This window comes from Pedobacter duraquae, from assembly GCF_004362245.1.
GTDB lineage: Bacteria > Bacteroidota > Bacteroidia > Sphingobacteriales > Sphingobacteriaceae > Pedobacter > Pedobacter duraquae.
The window spans coordinates 381922-400491 of the sequence record NZ_SNWM01000002.1 but is presented as its reverse complement, the minus strand read 5'-3'; the positions used below and the strand labels follow the sequence as shown (position 1 = coordinate 400491).

Genomic DNA, 18570 nt, shown 5'->3' with positions numbered 1-18570 from the left:
TTATCGCATAAAAAAGGCGCCATTTTTATGATAAAAGGCGCCTTTTTTATTTGTGTATGTTTGATTAAAACTCTGCGTTTTTAGGGAAACGTGGGAACGCAATTACGTCCCTGATATTGGTCATACCAGTCACGAATAGAATCAACCGTTCAAAGCCAAGCCCAAAACCTGCATGTGGTGCTGTTCCAAATCTTCTGGTATCCAGATACCACCACATTTCATCCTGCGGAATATGCATCTCTTCCATACGTTTTGTTAAACGATCCAGTCGCTCCTCACGTTGTGAGCCACCAATCATTTCGCCGATTCCAGGGAATAGGATATCCATTGCAGCAACAGTTTGACGGCCTTCAGCATCTGGCTCGTTCTGACGCATATAAAACGACTTGATATCTGCAGGATAATCGGTCAGGATTACTGGTTTCTTGAAATGTTTCTCTACCAGGAAGCGTTCATGTTCCGATTGCAGGTCAGCGCCCCATTCGTCAATCAGGTATTTAAACTGTTTCTTTTGGTTTGGTTTTGAAGATTTAAGGATCTTAATAGCTTCTGTATACGTTAGGCGCTCAAAATCATTATCCAGACAGAACCTGAGCTTATCGATCAGACTCAGTTCGCTGCGTTCGTTCTGTGGTTTCGTTTTCTCTTCTTCAAGTAACCTTGTGTTTAAGAAATCGATTTCATCAGCACAGTTTTCCAGCGCATAAGTAATCACATATTTCATCATGTCCTCTGCCAGCTGCATGTTGTCTTCCAGGTCGGCAAAAGCAACCTCAGGTTCAATCATCCAGAATTCTGCGAGGTGACGCGTTGTATTTGAGTTTTCAGCCCTGAATGTAGGTCCGAATGTGTAGATCTGACCGAAGGCCATAGCAGCAAGCTCACCTTCCAGTTGTCCGGATACGGTTAAATTTGTAGCCCTGGCAAAGAAATCCTCGGAGAAATCAACCTTGCCATCTTCAGTTCGCGGTGTATTATCAAAATCAAGCGTGGTTACTTTAAACATTTCTCCGGCACCTTCAGCATCTGAGGCTGTAATGACCGGGGTATGCATATAGACAAAGCCACGTTCGTTGTAAAATTTATGGATAGCAAAAGCCAATGCATGACGAACTTTAAATACAGCGTTAAAAGTGTTGGTCCTGAAACGCAAGTGAGCGATCTCCCTTAAAAATTCAAGGCTATGTTTTTTTGGTTGCAATGGAAACTTCTCAGGATCGCTGTCTCCCAGAATCTCTATAGTGGTGGCCTTCACATCAACCTTTTGTCCTTTACCCAGAGATTCAACAAGAACTCCCGTCACTGCTATAGCAGCACCAGTGGTGATTCTCTTAAGCAAGCTTTCATCCGTATTGGCGAAATCTACAACAATCTGAATATTTGCCATGCACGATCCATCATTGATCGCAATAAACTGGTTGTTGCGGAAGGTTCGCACCCAACCCATCACAGTAACTTCTCTATCAAACGCTGTGGTTTCCAGTAAGCTTTTTATTTTTTCTCTTTTAATCATGTGGTTTTTGTGGAGAGCGTCAAAAATAGGAATTTTGAGGTAGAATACAGAATTTCTTAGCTTGTTTGAGGAAGAGATTGATACGAATGATATTTAGTGCAAAAATTGTTAAGACTACATTTTTAGAGCTGTGAAATACTAAATATGTGTGTTTTCTTGTTCTTTTTGTGTTTTATTTTTATAAACACAGGATTTTTATTTGTTTTTACTATTTTTTCAGGGCTTTTCTCATATTTATCCTTATTTTCTTTATTTTAATTAATAGGGTTAGGGTGTTTTTTGTGATTTTTATTGATTTCAATAGATCTGCTTTGATATAAATCGGTAATTATTAAAAATTAATACGCGGAAATACAGTTATTTATGAGAAATATCCAAAATAATATCGATAACATGAATTTTTATGGAAATAATTAGTATGTTTGTGATGCTCGTTTAATTTATATTTGGTTTTAAAAATCCTCCCGCAGATTCTGTAGGAGGATTTTTAATTTAAGACAATTTCCAGATCAGAATTACTTCCGGTATGATTCTATAATCCGAAAAATAAGACACAAAAAAAAGGCTGCACAGTGATGTACAGCCTTTTTATATTTATTGAGTAAATATTAAGCCAATACCTGAGTTACTAGGTCTGAAGCATCTTTCAATGCAATAGCAGAATATACTTTTAATCCGGACTCGTCAATTAATTTTTTTGCCTCTACAGCATTAGTACCTTGTAAACGACAGATGATTGGTACAGGAACATTACCGATTTCATTATAAGCATCGATAACACCTTGCGCAACACGGTCACAACGAACAATACCACCAAAGATATTGATTAGAATTGCTTTCACGTTAGGGTCTTTCAAGATGATGTTAAAACCAGCTTTAACGGTTTGCGCATTCGCAGTTCCACCAACATCCAGGAAGTTAGCCGGCTCACCACCTGCAATCTTAATGATATCCATAGTAGCCATTGCTAAACCAGCACCATTAACCATACAGCCAACGTTACCATCTAATTTTACATAGTTTAAGTTAGACTCACTAGCTTCAACATCCGTAGGATCTTCTTCCAGTTTATCGCGCATAGCTGCGTAATCAGGATGACGGAATAAAGCATTCTCGTCTAAGTCAACCTTAGCATCAACAGCAATGATTTTGTCATCAGAAGTTTTTAATACCGGGTTGATTTCAAACATTGCTGAATCAGTATTGTCATACGCTTTATAAAGTGCTGAAACAAATTTCACCATTTCTTTAAAGGCGCCACCGCTTAAGCCCAGGTTAAAGGCGATTTTGCGCGCCTGGAATCCTTGCAAGCCAACTTTAGGGTCTACTTCTTCTTTGAAAATTAAGTGAGGAGTGTGTTCTGCAACTTCTTCAATGTCCATACCACCTTCGGTAGAATACATGATGATGTTTCTGCCTTTAGCACGGTCTAAAAGTACGCTGATGTAGAATTCCTTAGTTTCTGAAGCACCTGGATAATATACATCCTGTGCAACTAAGATCTTATTCACCTTTTTACCTTCAGGGCCAGTTTGAGGAGTAACCAGTTGCATACCCAAAATTGCAGTAGCTCTTTCTTTAACCTCATCAAGGTTTTTAGCCAGTTTTACACCGCCACCTTTACCTCTTCCGCCCGCATGGATCTGCGCTTTGATTACTACCCAGTCAGAGTTGTAATCAGTTTTCATTTTTTTAGCCGCTTCTACAGCCTGCTCTACCGTATCGGCAACAATGCCTTCTTGAACGGCAACACCAAAACTTTTAAGTATTTCTTTACCTTGATATTCGTGGATATTCATTTGCTGAAAAAATTTGATCCAAATCTACAATTTCAGATCGGTTTTAAAAACTTATTATCATCTTTCTGAGATAAAAAATGCGCATAAAATTTGCGCCCCGGGCGTTTTTTAATCTACACCTTTTTGTAAGTTTGTATTTATGCTGAAAGCTACAGGTATTAAAAAATCATATGGAAGTCTGCCTATTTTAAAAGGAGTTGATTTTGAAGTTCAAAAAGGAGAGATTGTAAGTATCATAGGTGCTTCCGGTGCAGGTAAGAGTACTTTATTGCATATCTTAGGTACCCTGGATAAGCCTGATGCAGGAACCGTAGAACTTAACGGCACAAAAATCACCAGCCTTACAGGCGAGCTTGTTAGTGTATTTAGAAATCAGCACATCGGTTTTGTATTCCAGTTCCATCATCTCTTACCAGAGTTTTCTGCTATAGAAAACATTTGCATACCTGCGTTTATAGCGAAGACCTCTAAAAAGGAAGCTGAAATACGTGCAATGGAGCTCCTCGACCTGCTAGGGCTAAAAGATCGTGCACAGCACAAACCCAATGAATTGTCGGGAGGCGAGCAGCAACGGATCGCTGTGGCGCGCGCATTGATTAATAATCCGACAATCATTCTGGCCGATGAGCCCTCTGGAAACCTGGATTCTGCCAACGCTGATGCCTTGCACCATTTTTTTATCAACCTTCGGGATAACTTCAAACAAACCTTTGTGATCGTTACCCATAATGAGAACCTGGCAGAGATCAGCGACCGGGTGGTGACTATGAAAGATGGTCAGATTATATAAGTAAGCTATGAAACTATTAATAACAGGTGGAAAATCGGCGCAGGCGCTCAAGTTGCTGAAAGCATTTGAGGGACACGATATTATCCTGGCCGACTATGGCGAAACTCCAGCCTTCACATCTCCCAGCTATAAGTTCCTTGGCCTCGGCGAGGTGAACGAGTCTATTGCACACAACTTACTTAACATTTGTCTGGATCATCAGATAGATACTGTATTGCCGTTGCATGAATTTGAAATCCTGCCAATGGCTAAATCGACAGTCCTTTTTGAAGAATTTCAAATCCGGATTCTACTGCCTTCAGTAACCGAGATTACGCAGTACTTTTATCCACAGGATGATATTCAACCTGATATGAAGTGGATAGTATTTAAAGAAGGAGCGGTATTATACCCTGCTGAAGCTACTGATAACATTAAAAATCTGGCGCAGGAAAATCAGTTAAATGGCGTGTTCTATGTTCCGGAAGGGCCGGATGCGCTGACGGCTATTCTATATACTATACGTTAATGATTGAACAATCAACAATTGATAAGTATAAGGCGTACATCTTTGAGTTTGATGATGTGCTATACCCTGAAAAAGATTATCTGTTACAGGTTTACTATCTTTTCGCCCAGTTTATGGAATATACAGTTCAAAATGATGCCGCTGAAATGCTGGGCTACATGAAAGAACAATATGAAAAATACGGTGCTGCAGGGATCTTTGATAACACGAAAACTAAGTTTACACTGGAAGAGGAGTATCGACTGAACTTTGATCTGCTCAATAGAAATGCAAAGCTGCCGTTGAAATTATTGATGTTTCCTAAAGTGCTTGAATTCTTGAAAAAACTCGTGCAATCTGGTAAACAAGTTTTTTTGCTGAGTTCCGGGAATCCAGAAAAGCAACTCAATAAGTTACGCCAGTTAGAGTGGGAGGGATTAGCACAGCATATCAAAGTTTATTTTGCAGATGAAATCGCTCAGAAGCCGGATCCCGTATGTATTGAATTCGTTCTCCAAGAGCATAGTTTACATCCTGATAATGTGATGTTTATTGGCAGGGATATTGCAGATGAAAATATGGCTGCTGCTGCAGGCGTATTTTTTTTGAATGTTGAAGAACTATAACTACCTTAACCAAACTAACTACCTTATTATAAAAACTATGAAGACGAACCGTGGAGCCAGAAGCTGGATGCTTGTGCTGGCCGTAACTACTGCCGCAGGCTTAGGTGCCTGCAAAAAAACTACGCCAACACCTGATCCGGTAACTCCAGTTGGACCACCTTCAACAGGTTCCCGTGCGGAGCTTACAAAAGACTCTATTTTTTTATACGCCAAGCAGGTTTACCTGTGGAATGATGCGCTGCCTAGTTACGGTGTATTTAACCCGCGTCAATACACTAGTGCTTCCACTGATCTGGCAAATTACAATGCTGAACTTTTAGCAATTACCAAGTACAAGATCAACCCTGCAACAAATGCTGCATATGAGTATAGGGCCTCAGATCCTTCGACGCCAAAATATTCCAATATCCAGGATTTGAGTAACAAAAACCCCGTTGCGGTAATTGCGCCCCTTGGTTCTGTAAATACCGATGGAGATGGATATGACATCGGGATTTATAGTTTGTATCCGGTTGGGAATTCCGACAATGACTACCAGGTATATATCAGAGCGGTAAGTCCAGGTTCCTCTGCAGCTGCAAAAGGATTGACCAGGGGAACAAGGATTACTGCAGTTAACGGTAAATCGATAGGGACTGATTTTCAAAATGAAAGAACTGTTTTAAACACCTTAACGGGAAATACAATTACATCTGCAACATTATCAGGTTTTAAAACAGATGGTACCCCATTCACAGAAACCTTAAATCGCACATCTTATAAAAGCAGCCCGGTTTATAAAAGTAAGGTATTTACCCAATCAGGTAAAAAGGTCGGCTATCTTTCTTTTGCACGTTTTTCTGCGCTGACAGCTTCCGGAAGTGATGCTAATCTTGATCCTGTCTTTGCAGATTTTGCTGCACAGGGAATCACTGATTTAATTATTGACTTAAGGTATAACGGCGGCGGATATGTAAGTACAGCAGAATATCTTGTTAACCTCATTGCGCCATCTTCGGCGAAAGGAACGATGTATGTAGAAAAATACAACACATCTATGCAGGCTAATAGTGCCGAATCAATCCTTAAAAATCAGCCCTTGGTTGATGCGAATGGGAAACTGCAGTATTCAAGTGGCAAGTTAATAACTTACGCCAATGTTGATTATTCGATTGCAGGAAATACAGCTGTATTTAATAAAAAAGGGTCTTTAAATGGTGTGACAAATGTAGTATTTATCGTTTCGGGTAGCACAGCGTCTGCCAGTGAGTTGACTATTAACGCATTAAAGCCGTTTGTAAACGTTAAGTTAGTTGGTACACAGACATATGGAAAGCCTGTAGGATTCTTTCCGATCACGATTGAAAACCATTATGATGTCTACTACTCGATGTTCGAGACTGTAAACTCTAAAGGTGAGGGGGGGTACTACGCAGGATTTACACCCGATGTTGTTGATGCATTTGATGATTGTTTCCACGACTTTGATAACCCGTTGGAAAACTACGTAGCTAAGTCACTCAACCTGCTTGCACCAGCTACAGCTAAGCCGAGTGCCTCAGTCGTAGCCTCGATTAACGCGTCGAGATCATTATCAACCTCTAGTGCTACCGCTAATATGACTGGAAAACTGGAAGGTTCAGGGCGCATAATTGGAATGGTTGAAACACGGCATAAATTGAAAAAATAAAACATAAACAGCTAAAGCTATAAAAAAAAACACCCCGGAATGTGTACAACATCCGGGGTGTTTTTTTTATAGCTTTATGAAAAATAATAGTTTATTGCTTTTTCATCTGTAGCTTTTCCCGGTACAATGCTTGAATGTCTCTTTGTTTGTCGATGTTGTCTACAATCTCCAAAATTGCATTTGATGTGCTGATAAGGAAATCTGGATTGATGTTTTGATATTCATCGCTTTCCTTGTGATAGTCTTTGTGATCTTCTACACCGAAATACAGGAAGGGAACTTTTTTGGCATTAAACGCACCCTGATCGCTTTGGTTGGTCCAGTCTTCAACACTTTGTTTGGGGTTGTCGTGACCAGTGCGAATTTTTAACTCCTGGTTGGTATATGTAATGAAGGGCTTCAATTGCGGGTTCTTTAGTGTACCTGCAACATAAAGTATGTTCTGATCATTATGGCTGATCATATCCAGGTTGATATTCACTAATATCTTTTCTAACATTATCGGGCTGTGATTTACAAAATATTTTGAGCCCTGCCATTCCAATTCTCCTGCATCAAAGAAGGCGAAAATAATCGTGTTATCTGGTTTTGCCTTTGCATACCAGGCGGCAATCTTCAGCAAACCGGCAACACCCGAGGCATTGTCGTCTGCACCGTTGAAGATTTCATTGTTAACCACACCGAGGTGGTCGTAGTGCGCGGAAATTACAATTGCCTGGTCGCTTTTCCCAGGGATATAAGCAATCAGGTTTTTGGCATCGCTCAAGGATCCATTCTTTTCTTTAGCCTTGAAGGGCTGTTCGTAATTGGTGTAGCCGCTAAAACTTTTCAGTCCCAGCTTTTTTAGTCGTCCACTGATATAGCTTCTGCTCATCTCGGCTCCTTTAGTACCAGTTCTGCGACCTTGATATTCATCTGAAGATAAGATTCGTACATCAGTAAGTAACTGTTCGTTGCTTTTTGGTGTATTGGAATTCTTAACAGACCGGCAGCTCAGTAGTAGTGCTAATGGAATTAACAGGTATACTCTCATGCTATAAATAATGCTTTAATTAGGTGTATGTAAACTTTATGACAATTTTATGATCTAATATATCACAAATATCCGGTACCTCCATGGTCTTTAGCAAAAACTTAATCACATTGTCTCTGTTGATACTATAGTTCTTTAAATTATAGCACATTAAAATTTTGAAAATGGAATACAGACGTTTGGGTAAATCAGGGTTACAGGTCAGCGCGCTATCTTTAGGCAGCTGGTTAACGTTCGGACAACAGATCAGCGACAAAGTAGCTGATGAACTTATGGGAATCGCCTATGATGCAGGGGTCAATTTTTTTGACAACGCAGAAGGATATGCCGAAGGGAAATCTGAAGAGGTGATGGGAAAAATCCTGAAGGCTAAAGATTGGGATCGCTCATCATACGTAGTGTCTAGCAAAGTGTTTTTTGGTACCGCTCAGAAAGGAGCCAATCAAACCGGCTTATCTCGTAAACACGTAATCGAAGCATGTAACGCAGCGTTAAAACGCCTGCAAGTTGAATATCTGGATTTATATTTTTGTCACCGCCCAGATAAAAACACCCCAATTGAAGAAACGGTTTTCGCAATGAATACTTTACTTCAACAAGGGAAAATCCTGTATTGGGGAACTTCAGAATGGAGCGCTTCAGAAATTATGGAAGCGATCAGTATAGCCAAACAAAACCACCTCATTGGCCCAACTATGGAGCAACCACAATATAATTTGCTGGAAAGAACCAAAGTGGAAAAAGACTATTTGCTGTTATTTAAAGAATATGGCCTCGGCACAACCATCTGGTCGCCGCTCGCATCAGGATTACTTTCCGGTAAATACACTGCAGGCGATGTTAAAGGAACGCGTTTGGATATGAAAGGTATGGAGTGGTTAAAAGACACTGTCCTTGCAGATGGAAAACTCGAAAAAGCAAAGAAACTTCAGGAAATTGCAGATGGACTTGAGATACCTATGGCAAAGCTGGCGTTAGCATGGTGCCTTAAAAATCCAAATGTCAGCACAGTAATTCTTGGCGCCTCTAAAGCTGCGCAGCTTAAAGAGAATCTCACTACACTGGATATCATTGATGAACTGACAGAAGATGTGATGGAAGAGATTGAGGACGCTATGGAAACCAAGCCGGTGTTGCCACAATTTTAATATAAAAAACCGTTGTCTGAATAGATCATCAGACAACGGTTTGAATTTTAATAATACGTTAGACGCACAACACCGGCCATCTTCTTGGCCAGACGGATCACCTGCCGGGTATATCCGTATTCATTGTCATACCAAACATATAATACGACCGATCTATGGTCATTTGCTATAATAGTGGCCGGTCCGTCAACAATTGCAGCATGACTGTTTCCAATCAAATCCGTACTTACAAGTTCATTGGACAGGGAATACTCAATCTGTTCGGTTAATTCTCCACTCAGCGAAGCTTCTCTTAACACGTTTGCTATAGCATCTTTGGTGATTTCCTGGTCAAGTGCCAGATTCAGGATCGCCAGGGAAACATTTGGTGTAGGAACACGGACTGCATTGCCGGTTAGCTTTCCTGCAAGGTGTGGAATCACTTTTGATACCGCTTTGTCGGCCCCGGTTTCAGTAATCACGAGATTTAATGCCGCAGATCGGCCCCTTCGGTATTTTTTGTGATAGTTATCCAACAGGTTCTGATCATTAGTGTAGGAATGTACGCTTTCCAGATGTCCTTTTTGGATTCCAAAAGCATCATCTATCAGTTTTAACACAGGCACAATGGCATTTGTAGTGCATGAAGCATTAGAGATGATTTTTTCAATGTTGAAATCTATTCCCTGATCGTTGATGCCGGTAACAATATTTGGGATATCTCCTTTGGCAGGAGCGGTAAGGAGTACCTGGCTAATTCCATTTGCTTGCAGATGTCTGCTTAGGCCTTCGCGATCGCGGAACACGCCGGTATTGTCGATCAATAAAGCATCGTTGATGCCGTACTCGGTATAATCAAGTTCTTCAGGTTCCCTGGCCGTCAGGAAATAAATGGTCTGTCCGTTTACAACTAAGGAGCGGTTTTCAAAGTCAACCGCAATCGTACCCGTAAAAGGTCCATGGATAGAATCGGTTTTTAATAATTCCGCACGTTTGGTCAGTTCCTCATCGCTGTAGCTCCTGGTAACAACGGCACGCAAACGTAACTGCTCACCTTTTCCCGCCTGGAGGATAAGTTCTCTCGCTGCAATACGACCAATACGGCCAAAACCATAAAGTACAACGTCTTTTGCTTTCAGGCTAATCTTGTCTTTACCGATGTGTGTGCCAAGCTTGCTAATAATGAAATCATTTACACTGGCGTATGTATCGTTTCCCTCGATCCATTCGGAGGCCAAACGGCCGATGTCAATTCTGGAAGGGGCGAGGTTGCTTGCGCTGATGGCGGTAGCCAACTCCAGCGTTTCGTAAATGCCAATGTTTTTACCACTTACGGTACTGGCATAGTTGTGGTGCGCAAGAATTTCACTGCTGCCCACATCGAACAGCGGTTTTCTGAAAAGTACAAGTTCAATGGATCTGTCGAACCAGAGTTGGCCAACAACTTTGATCAGTTCAATTGCTTTTTTTTCTTTTTCAATCCAGTTTTGAAACTCAGATTGGTAGTTTTTTAGCATGTCAAGAAGAATTTGGTTAGAATTGCCACAAAAGTAAAAAAGATCGGGTAAGTACCCAATCTTTCTTGATTTTTAATATGTTATGGCTTCTGGCCAGAATTTTATCCTAAGTAAGACTTCAGGATTTTACTTCTTGATGTATGACGCAGGCGTTGTAGCGCTTTGTCTTTGATCTGACGCACACGCTCACGTGTAAGGTTAAATTTCTCACCGATCTCTTCCAGAGAAAGCGGATGATTTGTGCTTAAGCCGAAGAATAAAACGATGATCTCACGCTCACGCTCTGTCAATGTTGACAAAGAACGTTTGATTTCTTCTGATAACGATTCATTGATCAGGCTACTGTCAGTATTAGGCTCATGATTTTCCAATACATCCAGCAGGGTATTTTCCTCGCCCTGAACAAATGGCGCATCCATAGATACGTGACGGCCTGAATTACTTAGTGTGTCTGAAATTTTATCTACTGTTGTTTCCAGGATGTCTGCAAGCTCTTCTGGAGAAGGTTCACGTTCGTATTCCTGCTCAAGCTTAGAGAAAGCCTTGCTGATCTTACTCAATGAACCTACCTGGTTTAATGGTAAACGCACAATACGACTTTGCTCAGCGATAGCTTGTAAAATAGATTGACGAATCCACCAAACAGCATAAGAAATGAATTTAAATCCTTTAGTTTCATCAAAACGCTTAGCAGCCTTGATCAAACCAAGGTTACCTTCATTAATTAAATCTCCTAAAGTTAAACCCTGATTCTGATATTGTTTAGCAACCGAAACCACAAAACGTAAGTTAGTTTTAGTTAAACGCTCCAGCGCAGCCTGATCACCCTCACGAATTTTTCTAGCTAATATAACCTCTTCTTCTGCTGTGATTAAATCGACTTTTCCAATCTCGTGCAAGTATTTATCAAGTGACTGACTTTCGCGGTTGGTGATGGATTGGGTAATCTTGAGTTGTCTCATTTATATATATTGGAGTCCCTTTGTTGTGTTAGAGCGTGCAAAAGTATGAATTTTTAGGGTAATTTAAAACATAAATTCCTGAAAACGTTACACTTTACGCCTTTTATTTACATGTTATGCTTACAACAAAAATTATTCCAAGATTGTTTTGTCAGTGCTTTTGCATATAGCTAAAATCAAGCATTAAATCATTAAAAACAGGTATTTCTTTTGTAAATCGGTAATAATAAATATATTAGCGTTGTGTTAATATTTCATTCTCCTGACAGACAATTCCTGACTTGAGTAACCGCTGTTGTGACAAGCCCTTACAAAGCTGACAGACTAAAAACTTCATTTACCCGGATTCCTTTTTCTGTTTGCTTTAAAGTACAGCATTCATTTATCGGATCATGCTCCAAAAACAGGATATAGTCGTTGTCTGTTGCTTCTTGTAGTATCGCTTTTTTCTCATGCAACGTTTTTAACGGAAACATATCGTATGACATTACATAGGGCAGGGGTAGGTGTCCTACAGAAGGTAGCAGGTCTGCCATATAAAGAATTGTACGGTCCTTATATCTGATCTGAGGAAGCATCATCGCTTCAGTGTGGCCATAAGCAAAACGGATGGTAATGTCATTGCCAAAAGTAACACCCTGCTCATGGGCAACAAAGTTAAGTTGCCCGCTTTCCTGGATCGGCAAAATGTTATCCTTTAGAAAAGAAGCTTTCTCACGGTCGTTTGGATTAACCGCCCATTCCCAGTGTTCAGCATTGCTCCAATACGTAGCATTCTTAAATGCTGGAACCAACTGTTCGTTTTGGCGCAGCACTGCACCACCTACATGGTCAAAATGCAGATGCGTCAGGAATACGTCGGTAATGTCTGCGCGACTAAAGCCTTTTGCTGCCAGGGAGCGGTCCATTGAATCATCCCCGTGCAGGTAATAGTGACTGAAGAACTTCTCGTCCTGCTTGTCGCCAATACCAGTGTCGACCAGGATTAGCCTGTTCCCCTCTTCAATCAGCATGCAGCGCATGGCCCAGCTACACATATTATTGCTGTCTGCAGGGTTGCTCTTTTGCCAGATCGTTTTCGGCACCACGCCAAACATGGCACCGCCATCGAGTTTAAAAAGTCCGGTATCTATAGTATGCAGTTTCATGCTTTATTGGTTAGGTCGTAAAAATAAAAAACCTGCCGGGTTATTGGCAGGTTTTTTATCATTTATATAGGTATGCTTATAAGTGAATTACTTCTCCGTATGCATCAGCGGTAGCTTCCATAATGGCTTCGCTCATGGTAGGGTGTGGGTGAATTGCTTTCAGGATTTCATGACCAGTTGTTTCCAGTTTACGGGCAACAACAATCTCGGCTATCATCTCCGTTACATTAGCACCGATCATGTGTGCACCAAGCAACTCTCCGTATTTGGCATCATAGATCATTTTGATGAAACCATCTTTTGCACCAGCAGCAGCAGCTTTACCAGATGCAGAGAACGGGAACTTACCGATTTTCAATTCGTATCCTGCGGCCTTCGCTGCTTTCTCCGTATAACCTACAGAAGCAATTTCAGGAGTACAGTAAGTACATCCAGGGATGTTGTTGTAATCGATAGGCTCTGGATGGTGACCGGCTATCTTCTCTACGCAGGTAATACCTTCTGCAGAAGCAACGTGTGCAAGGGCTTGTCCTGAAACAATATCGCCAATGGCATAGTAACCTTTAACATTGGTATTGTAGAACTGGTCTACAACAACTTTACCTTTATCTGTTTTGATGCCAACTTCTTCAAGACCGATGTTCTCCAGGTTAGCAACTACACCAACAGCTGATAAAACGATATCGCATTCCAGTGTTTGTGTACCTGAAGCTGTTTTTACCTGAACTTTGCAACCAGTACCTGACGTGTCAACAGCTTCTACAGTAGAAGAAGTCATTACTTCGATACCTGCTTTTTTGAAGCTACGTAATAATTGTTTAGAAATATCCTCATCTTCTACAGGAACGATGTTATCTAAGAATTCAACAACAGTAACTTTAGTTCCTAAAGTAGCATAGAAATAGGCAAACTCAACACCTATCGCACCAGAACCTACGATAACCATAGACTTAGGTTGCTCAGGAAGATTCATTGCTTGTCTGTAACCAATAATTTTTTTGCCATCTTGTTTAACACTAGGCAATTCTTTAGACCTACCGCCTGTTGCGATAATAATATGTGGAGCAGTGATCTCTTTCTGAGTGCCATCTGCAGCTTTAACTTCTACTTTGTTTCCAGGTTTCGCTTTACCTGTTCCCATGATCACTTCGATCTTGTTTTTTTTCATCAGGAACTGAACACCTTTACTCATTCCTTCAGCTACACCGCGACTGCGTTTAATAACGGCGGCGAAATCCGCTTCTGCAGGAGCAGTTTTAATTCCGTATTCTTCTGCGTGATTGATGTATTCGAATACTTGTGCACTTTTCAATAAAGCTTTAGTCGGAATACAACCCCAGTTGAGGCAAATACCACCTAAAGACTCGCGTTCTACAATTGCAGTTTTTAAACCCAATTGAGAAGCTCTGATCGCAGCTACATATCCACCAGGACCGCTGCCTATAATAATCACATCGTAGTTCATATCTTATATTAAAGGAATTAACTTAATTCAGGTGTCAAAAATAAAAAAAATGTTTGTTAAAAGAGATTAACAAGCTACATAGCTATGTAAATATCTGGTTAAGGTTAGGTAAAGTTTAACCAGCCTAAAAGCGCCTAAAACCGCCAAAAAATCAAATTATTGATAAACTGATAGTTAGAAGTGTTAAATAATGTGTTAAATGTTGAAAAATAGAAGGATTATTAATAATTATTTAACATTGGAAATTAAAATCTGTGCAAAATTAATATTTATCTTTGTCGAGCTATCTTTTTAGCATTTTCACACATAAAAAAACAAACGTTAATTAAAAAAGTATGAAGAAATCTTTACTATTTAGAATTGTAGTAATCATGATTGCTTTTGTGGGATTGTTTTCTGCAGCTCAGGCTCAGGTAACCTCATCAGCAATGACTGGTACAATTCGTGATGCTAAAGGTGTTTTGCCTGGAGCAAGCATCAGAGCAACACACACACCTACGGGTACAGTTTATGGAATCACTACAAATACTGACGGTCGTTATACGATTGGTGGTATGCGTGTAGGTGGTCCTTACACTGTTGTAATCAGCTTCGTTGGTTACAAAGCAACAACTTACAATGATGTTTACCTTAAATTAGGTGAGAACTTTGTATTGAACGCTACATTAACTGATGACGCTGCTAACCTTTCCGAGGTTAAAATTGTAGGAAATCAACCAAATGCGGTTATGAACTCTAACAAGTCAGGTTCTTCTACTGTAATTGCGAGAGCACAAATCGCTGCTCTACCTACAATTACCAGAAGTGTAAATGATTTAACGCGTTTAACACCTCAGGCTAATAGTACTTCAATTGGTGGTGGTAACTACCGTTCAAACAACTTTACTGTGGATGGTGCTAACTTCAACAACCAGTTTGGTATTGGTGGTAACATTCCTGCGAATGGTTCTCCAATCTCAATTGATGCATTAGAGCAGATCTCGATCAATGTAACTCCTTATGACGTTCGTCAGACTGGTTTCACAGGTGGTTCAGTAAATGCTGTAACACGTTCAGGTACAAACAAATTCTTTGGAAATGCTTTCTTTACTTTACGTGGAGAAGAAAATCAAGGTAAACGTATCGGTGATACTTATAGAATCCCTGATGCATCTATCCAGCCATTAGATGAAAAACAATACGGTTTCAGTTTTGGTGGTCCGATCATTAAAGACAAGTTATTCTTCTTTGTAAACGCAGAAAAGAAAGTTACTACTGGTCCGGGTACACAAAGACTTGCTGCAACTCCAGAACTTCCTTATATTCAGGCTAACCCGAACGTTGTTCAGGCACCTGCAAGTTTCTTAAATGAGGTAAGATCATACTTGAAACAAAATTACAACTACGAGACTGGTCCTTACCAAGGATACAGCCAGGTTAGTAACAACGAAAAATTATTTGCACGTTTAGACTGGAACATTTCAAAAAATCACCGTTTCAGCGTACGTTACAACCAGGTAGAAAGTCAAACTCCTGCATCTGCGAGTACTTCAGTTTCAGGTTCTGCTGTAACAGGTAACTTAGCTTATGGTAACGTAAGATCAGGAACTACAAGAACTGCTGGTCTTCCTTTCTCTAACTCTAACTATTATCAGGCTGCTAACCTTTATTCAGGTGTAGCTGAGTTAAACTCTTCTTTCGGAAGTAAATTCACGAACGTTTTACGTGCTACGTATTCTCACCAAAATGACCCTAGAACTTCTGATAGCTCTCCGTTCCCTTTGGTTGATATCCTTGATGGTACACAGACTCCAACAAGTGCTGGTAATGTGTTAACTACTTTTGGTTACGAAGCATTTACTTATGGTAACTTAAGAGATGTAAACACGAATACATTCAGTGATGACTTAAGCATCGCTTTGGGTAAGCATAACATCACTATTGGTGCACAGGCTGAATTCAGTAAAACCAAAAACGGTTTCCAACGTTTCGGTACAGGTTTCTATACCTTCAAATCGTGGGATGATTTCAAAAACAATGCAACTCCATTACAGTATTCTGTAACTTATCCTTTAACTGCTGACGGTTCACAAGCTTATCCTAGCTTTAAATTCGCTCAATATTCAGCTTATTTGCAAGATGAGTTCAATATCACTGAACGTTTCAAAATCACAGCTGGTGTTAGATTAGAAGCTGCAAGTTTCCCTGATGTATCTGAAATCAGAACACATCCATTGGTTGCTGCTCAGGATTTTGGTGGTAGAAGAATTGACACAGGTGAATTGCCTGAGAACAGAATCAACTGGTCTCCACGTTTCGGATTCAACTGGGATGTAAACGGTGACCGTTCATTGCAAGTTCGTGGTGGATCTGGTATCTTTACTGGTAGAATTCCATTTGTATGGATCGTTTCTCAGTCAGGTGATGCTGGTTTATTACAGTACACGCAAACTTATTCAGGTGTTAACACTCCTAAATTCAGTCCTAGCATTGCACCTAATTTAACTTCTGCAGCTCCTGCAGCGGGTATTACAATGCCAAGTACAATCAGTTCTTTATCTAAAGACCTGAAATTCCCACAAACTTGGAAGTCAAACTTAGCTGTTGACTTCAGATTACCAGGTGGTGTTATTGCTACTTTAGAAGGTATCTATGGTCGTGACTTAAACGTTGCGGTTGCTAAAAACGTTAACTTAAGAGATCCACAGGCTTTAAACAACCCTGCCTCTGCTGATAACAGATTATTCTTCTTGCCAACACCTAACGCCAGACAGTATGTAAATACTACAGCTGCAGGTGCAATCAGTGCAACAGGTACTACGTTCAACAACGTTATCCAAATGTCGAATGCAAAAGGTGGTTACAACTGGATGGCTACAGCTCAGTTGACAAAACAATTTGACAATGGTTTAGGCTTAATGGTAGCTTATACTAGATCTGACCAACGTAACTACGGTGATCAGTCAGGTGACCAATTGTTGAACCTTTGGTCAATTCCACAGACTCAAGGCAACTCAAATGATCCAGCTTTAAGTTATTCAAGTAACTTGAACCCGGACAGAATTATTGCAAACATCTCGTACCGTAAAGAATACCTTAGAAATCTTGCTACTTCATTCTCATTATTCTATGAAGGTGCACAACAAGGTAGATTCTCTTATACGTACTCTTCAGATTTTAACCGTGATGGACAAACTAATGATTTAATTTACATTCCTAGAAATGCATCTGAAATCACTTTCCTTCCATTAACTGTTGGAACAGGTACTGCTGCTAAAACATATAGTCCAGCTCAGCAAAATCAGATCTTCGAAGATTATATCAACCAGGATCCTTATCTGTCTAAACACAGAGGTGAGATTGCAAAACGTAATGGTGGTGTTTCTCCATGGAGAAATCAGTTTGACCTGAGAATCGTTCAGGAAATCTTCAGAAACATTGGTGGTACTAAAAACTCATTCCAATTTACTGCTGATATCTTCAACGTAGGTAACTTGTTGAACCGCAAATGGGGTAATGTAAACTTCGTAAATCAGGCTGCAATCCTGACTCCTGCGAATGCTACAGCTATCAGCTCAACAGTTGCACCTACATTCAGATTGAATACAGCAGGTGGTGATGTTGTGACAAGTACTTTCGGTACTTCTCAAACTATCTCATCTACTTACTATATGCAATTCGGAGTTCGTTACAACTTCCAATAAGATTAGATATTGATAAAGAAAAAGGGTTGACCATCGGTCAACCCTTTTTTTGTTACTAACAATTTGAGTTTAGGTGTTTACCATCTTTTTAGCACGTGGCTGCCTGGGGATCTGTATTTCGCCAAGAAATAAGCTATTGCTTCTATGTTTCCGGTTTTCCTGTACAAATGCCAGATATACTAAGACTTTCTTGCCCGCAAAGAATCCTGGAAGGTCCACTTCTGCCTTGCCTTGACTTCGTTTTGGGCCGGCGGTTTCTGTTATTGCCCTTTTTCCTTTTTCGTAAATTACATACATTGTTCGTTCGTCATAAGGATAATGGCCCTGGGCGTTCCAGCTGATTGTAAGGCTGCTTGAGGAATTCACTGTCACACTTGCTTCAGTAGGCTGAGCAAGCTTGCCAAAGCTAACCAGCACCTTTGCAGAATCTATGACCTGATCTGGCTTTTCGCCTACAAGTGCATTTTTCATCAGGTAAGACTTGGCAGCAACAAAGCCACCGTAAGTAGGGGCGTAGTCCTGAAATCCGACTCTCAGGAAAGATATAATTGGGCTCAGCCAAAGCTGCACTTCATGAAATTTTTTGCGGTTGGCCAGTTCCCCTGCTGTAGGTGGACTGGTTCTTGGTTTTGGAACTGAGCGCATCAGATCCTGGTTCCGGGATTGGTAACCCACAACGTTACCGACTTTTCCTGAAAAGCCGCCCAGAATGCCGTTCTTTAAAACTGCCATATGGTTGATATTTAGGTGT

14 protein-coding genes are annotated in these 18570 nt (G+C 40.5%); 6 read left to right on the top strand and 8 right to left on the bottom strand.

Annotated features, from left to right (window positions below):
* Positions 1 to 64: 64 nt before the first annotated feature.
* Together asnS and sucC are read right to left on the bottom strand one after the other, a co-directional pair.
* Positions 65 to 1513: an asparagine--tRNA ligase gene (gene asnS, locus CLV32_RS07785; RefSeq protein WP_133554158.1), complete on the bottom strand. Its 1449-nt coding sequence runs from the start codon at positions 1511 to 1513 to the stop codon at positions 65 to 67.
* Between the two features lie 608 nt (positions 1514 to 2121).
* A complete protein-coding gene (sucC, locus tag CLV32_RS07780) occupies positions 2122 to 3312 on the bottom strand; it encodes an ADP-forming succinate--CoA ligase subunit beta (protein WP_133554156.1) in 1191 nt (396 codons plus the stop codon).
* Between the two features lie 139 nt (positions 3313 to 3451).
* Here sucC and CLV32_RS07775 point away from each other — a divergent pair, with 139 nt between their 5' ends.
* From CLV32_RS07775 to CLV32_RS07760, 4 genes are read left to right on the top strand one after another with little or no spacing between them, the layout of a single operon-like run.
* The gene (locus CLV32_RS07775) at positions 3452 to 4102 is read left to right on the top strand and encodes an ABC transporter ATP-binding protein (protein ID WP_133554154.1); all 651 of its coding nucleotides are present in this window, start codon (positions 3452 to 3454) and stop codon (positions 4100 to 4102) included.
* 7 nt (positions 4103 to 4109) lie between these two features.
* Entirely contained in the window at positions 4110 to 4610 is a 501-nt protein-coding gene (locus CLV32_RS07770; protein WP_133554152.1) for an ATP-grasp domain-containing protein, read from the top strand.
* Positions 4610 to 5215: an HAD family hydrolase gene (locus CLV32_RS07765; protein ID WP_133554150.1), complete on the top strand. Its 606-nt coding sequence runs from the start codon at positions 4610 to 4612 to the stop codon at positions 5213 to 5215. The genes CLV32_RS07770 and CLV32_RS07765 overlap by 1 nt, the downstream gene beginning before the upstream one ends.
* A 37-nt stretch (positions 5216 to 5252) precedes the next feature.
* On the top strand, positions 5253 to 6884 hold the full coding sequence (locus tag CLV32_RS07760; RefSeq protein WP_166641907.1) for a S41 family peptidase: 1632 nt from the start codon (positions 5253 to 5255) through the stop codon (positions 6882 to 6884).
* A gap of 91 nt (positions 6885 to 6975) precedes the next feature.
* Here CLV32_RS07760 and CLV32_RS07755 read toward each other — a convergent pair whose 3' ends face one another.
* On the bottom strand, positions 6976 to 7917 hold the full coding sequence (locus CLV32_RS07755; RefSeq protein ID WP_133554146.1) for a M28 family peptidase: 942 nt from the start codon (positions 7915 to 7917) through the stop codon (positions 6976 to 6978).
* Positions 7918 to 8081: 164 nt separating this feature from the next.
* On the opposite strand from CLV32_RS07755, the gene CLV32_RS07750 reads away from it, so the two are divergent.
* Entirely contained in the window at positions 8082 to 9065 is a 984-nt protein-coding gene (locus CLV32_RS07750; RefSeq protein ID WP_133554144.1) for a potassium channel beta subunit family protein, read from the top strand.
* 47 nt (positions 9066 to 9112) lie between these two features.
* Here CLV32_RS07750 and CLV32_RS07745 read toward each other — a convergent pair whose 3' ends face one another.
* The 4 genes from CLV32_RS07745 to lpdA all read right to left on the bottom strand — a co-directional run bounded on the left by CLV32_RS07745 (position 9113) and on the right by lpdA (position 14136).
* Positions 9113 to 10561 carry a glyceraldehyde-3-phosphate dehydrogenase gene (locus tag CLV32_RS07745; RefSeq protein ID WP_133554142.1) on the bottom strand — a complete coding sequence of 483 codons (1449 nt, stop codon included), beginning with the start codon at positions 10559 to 10561 and terminating at the stop codon, positions 9113 to 9115.
* A 101-nt stretch (positions 10562 to 10662) separates the two neighbouring features.
* On the bottom strand, positions 10663 to 11523 hold the full coding sequence (locus tag CLV32_RS07740; protein WP_008242129.1) for a sigma-70 family RNA polymerase sigma factor: 861 nt from the start codon (positions 11521 to 11523) through the stop codon (positions 10663 to 10665).
* A gap of 308 nt (positions 11524 to 11831) precedes the next feature.
* Positions 11832 to 12671 (bottom strand): MBL fold metallo-hydrolase, encoded by an 840-nt coding sequence (locus tag CLV32_RS07735; RefSeq protein WP_133554140.1) that lies wholly within the window; start codon positions 12669 to 12671, stop codon positions 11832 to 11834.
* A gap of 76 nt (positions 12672 to 12747) precedes the next feature.
* Positions 12748 to 14136, bottom strand: a complete 1389-nt coding sequence (gene lpdA / locus CLV32_RS07730) for a dihydrolipoyl dehydrogenase (protein WP_133554138.1) — start codon at positions 14134 to 14136, stop codon at positions 12748 to 12750.
* A gap of 335 nt (positions 14137 to 14471) precedes the next feature.
* Between lpdA and CLV32_RS07725 the strand changes: the two genes are divergently transcribed.
* Positions 14472 to 17819 carry a TonB-dependent receptor gene (locus CLV32_RS07725; RefSeq protein ID WP_133554136.1) on the top strand — a complete coding sequence of 1116 codons (3348 nt, stop codon included), beginning with the start codon at positions 14472 to 14474 and terminating at the stop codon, positions 17817 to 17819.
* 69 nt (positions 17820 to 17888) lie between these two features.
* Here the strand turns inward: CLV32_RS07725 and CLV32_RS07720 are convergent, their stop codons facing one another.
* Positions 17889 to 18551 carry a DUF6266 family protein gene (locus CLV32_RS07720; RefSeq protein WP_133554134.1) on the bottom strand — a complete coding sequence of 221 codons (663 nt, stop codon included), beginning with the start codon at positions 18549 to 18551 and terminating at the stop codon, positions 17889 to 17891.
* Between the last annotated feature and the right edge of the window lie 19 nt (positions 18552 to 18570).

What these genes read in the sequence shown, in the direction of transcription:
- asnS (WP_133554158.1), bottom strand. Translation starts at nt 1,513, where the DNA reads ATGATTAAAAGAGAAAAAATAAAAAGCTTACTGGAAACCACAGCGTTT.
- CLV32_RS07725 (WP_133554136.1), top strand. Translation starts at nt 14,472, where the DNA reads ATGAAGAAATCTTTACTATTTAGAATTGTAGTAATCATGATTGCTTTT.
- CLV32_RS07750 (WP_133554144.1), top strand. Translation starts at nt 8,082, where the DNA reads ATGGAATACAGACGTTTGGGTAAATCAGGGTTACAGGTCAGCGCGCTA.
- lpdA (WP_133554138.1), bottom strand. Translation starts at nt 14,136, where the DNA reads ATGAACTACGATGTGATTATTATAGGCAGCGGTCCTGGTGGATATGTA.
- CLV32_RS07765 (WP_133554150.1), top strand. Translation starts at nt 4,610, where the DNA reads ATGATTGAACAATCAACAATTGATAAGTATAAGGCGTACATCTTTGAG.
- CLV32_RS07775 (WP_133554154.1), top strand. Translation starts at nt 3,452, where the DNA reads ATGCTGAAAGCTACAGGTATTAAAAAATCATATGGAAGTCTGCCTATT.
- CLV32_RS07735 (WP_133554140.1), bottom strand. Translation starts at nt 12,671, where the DNA reads ATGAAACTGCATACTATAGATACCGGACTTTTTAAACTCGATGGCGGT.
- sucC (WP_133554156.1), bottom strand. Translation starts at nt 3,312, where the DNA reads ATGAATATCCACGAATATCAAGGTAAAGAAATACTTAAAAGTTTTGGT.
- CLV32_RS07760 (WP_166641907.1), top strand. Translation starts at nt 5,253, where the DNA reads ATGAAGACGAACCGTGGAGCCAGAAGCTGGATGCTTGTGCTGGCCGTA.
- CLV32_RS07740 (WP_008242129.1), bottom strand. Translation starts at nt 11,523, where the DNA reads ATGAGACAACTCAAGATTACCCAATCCATCACCAACCGCGAAAGTCAG.
- CLV32_RS07720 (WP_133554134.1), bottom strand. Translation starts at nt 18,551, where the DNA reads ATGGCAGTTTTAAAGAACGGCATTCTGGGCGGCTTTTCAGGAAAAGTC.
- CLV32_RS07755 (WP_133554146.1), bottom strand. Translation starts at nt 7,917, where the DNA reads ATGAGAGTATACCTGTTAATTCCATTAGCACTACTACTGAGCTGCCGG.
- CLV32_RS07745 (WP_133554142.1), bottom strand. Translation starts at nt 10,561, where the DNA reads ATGCTAAAAAACTACCAATCTGAGTTTCAAAACTGGATTGAAAAAGAA.
- CLV32_RS07770 (WP_133554152.1), top strand. Translation starts at nt 4,110, where the DNA reads ATGAAACTATTAATAACAGGTGGAAAATCGGCGCAGGCGCTCAAGTTG.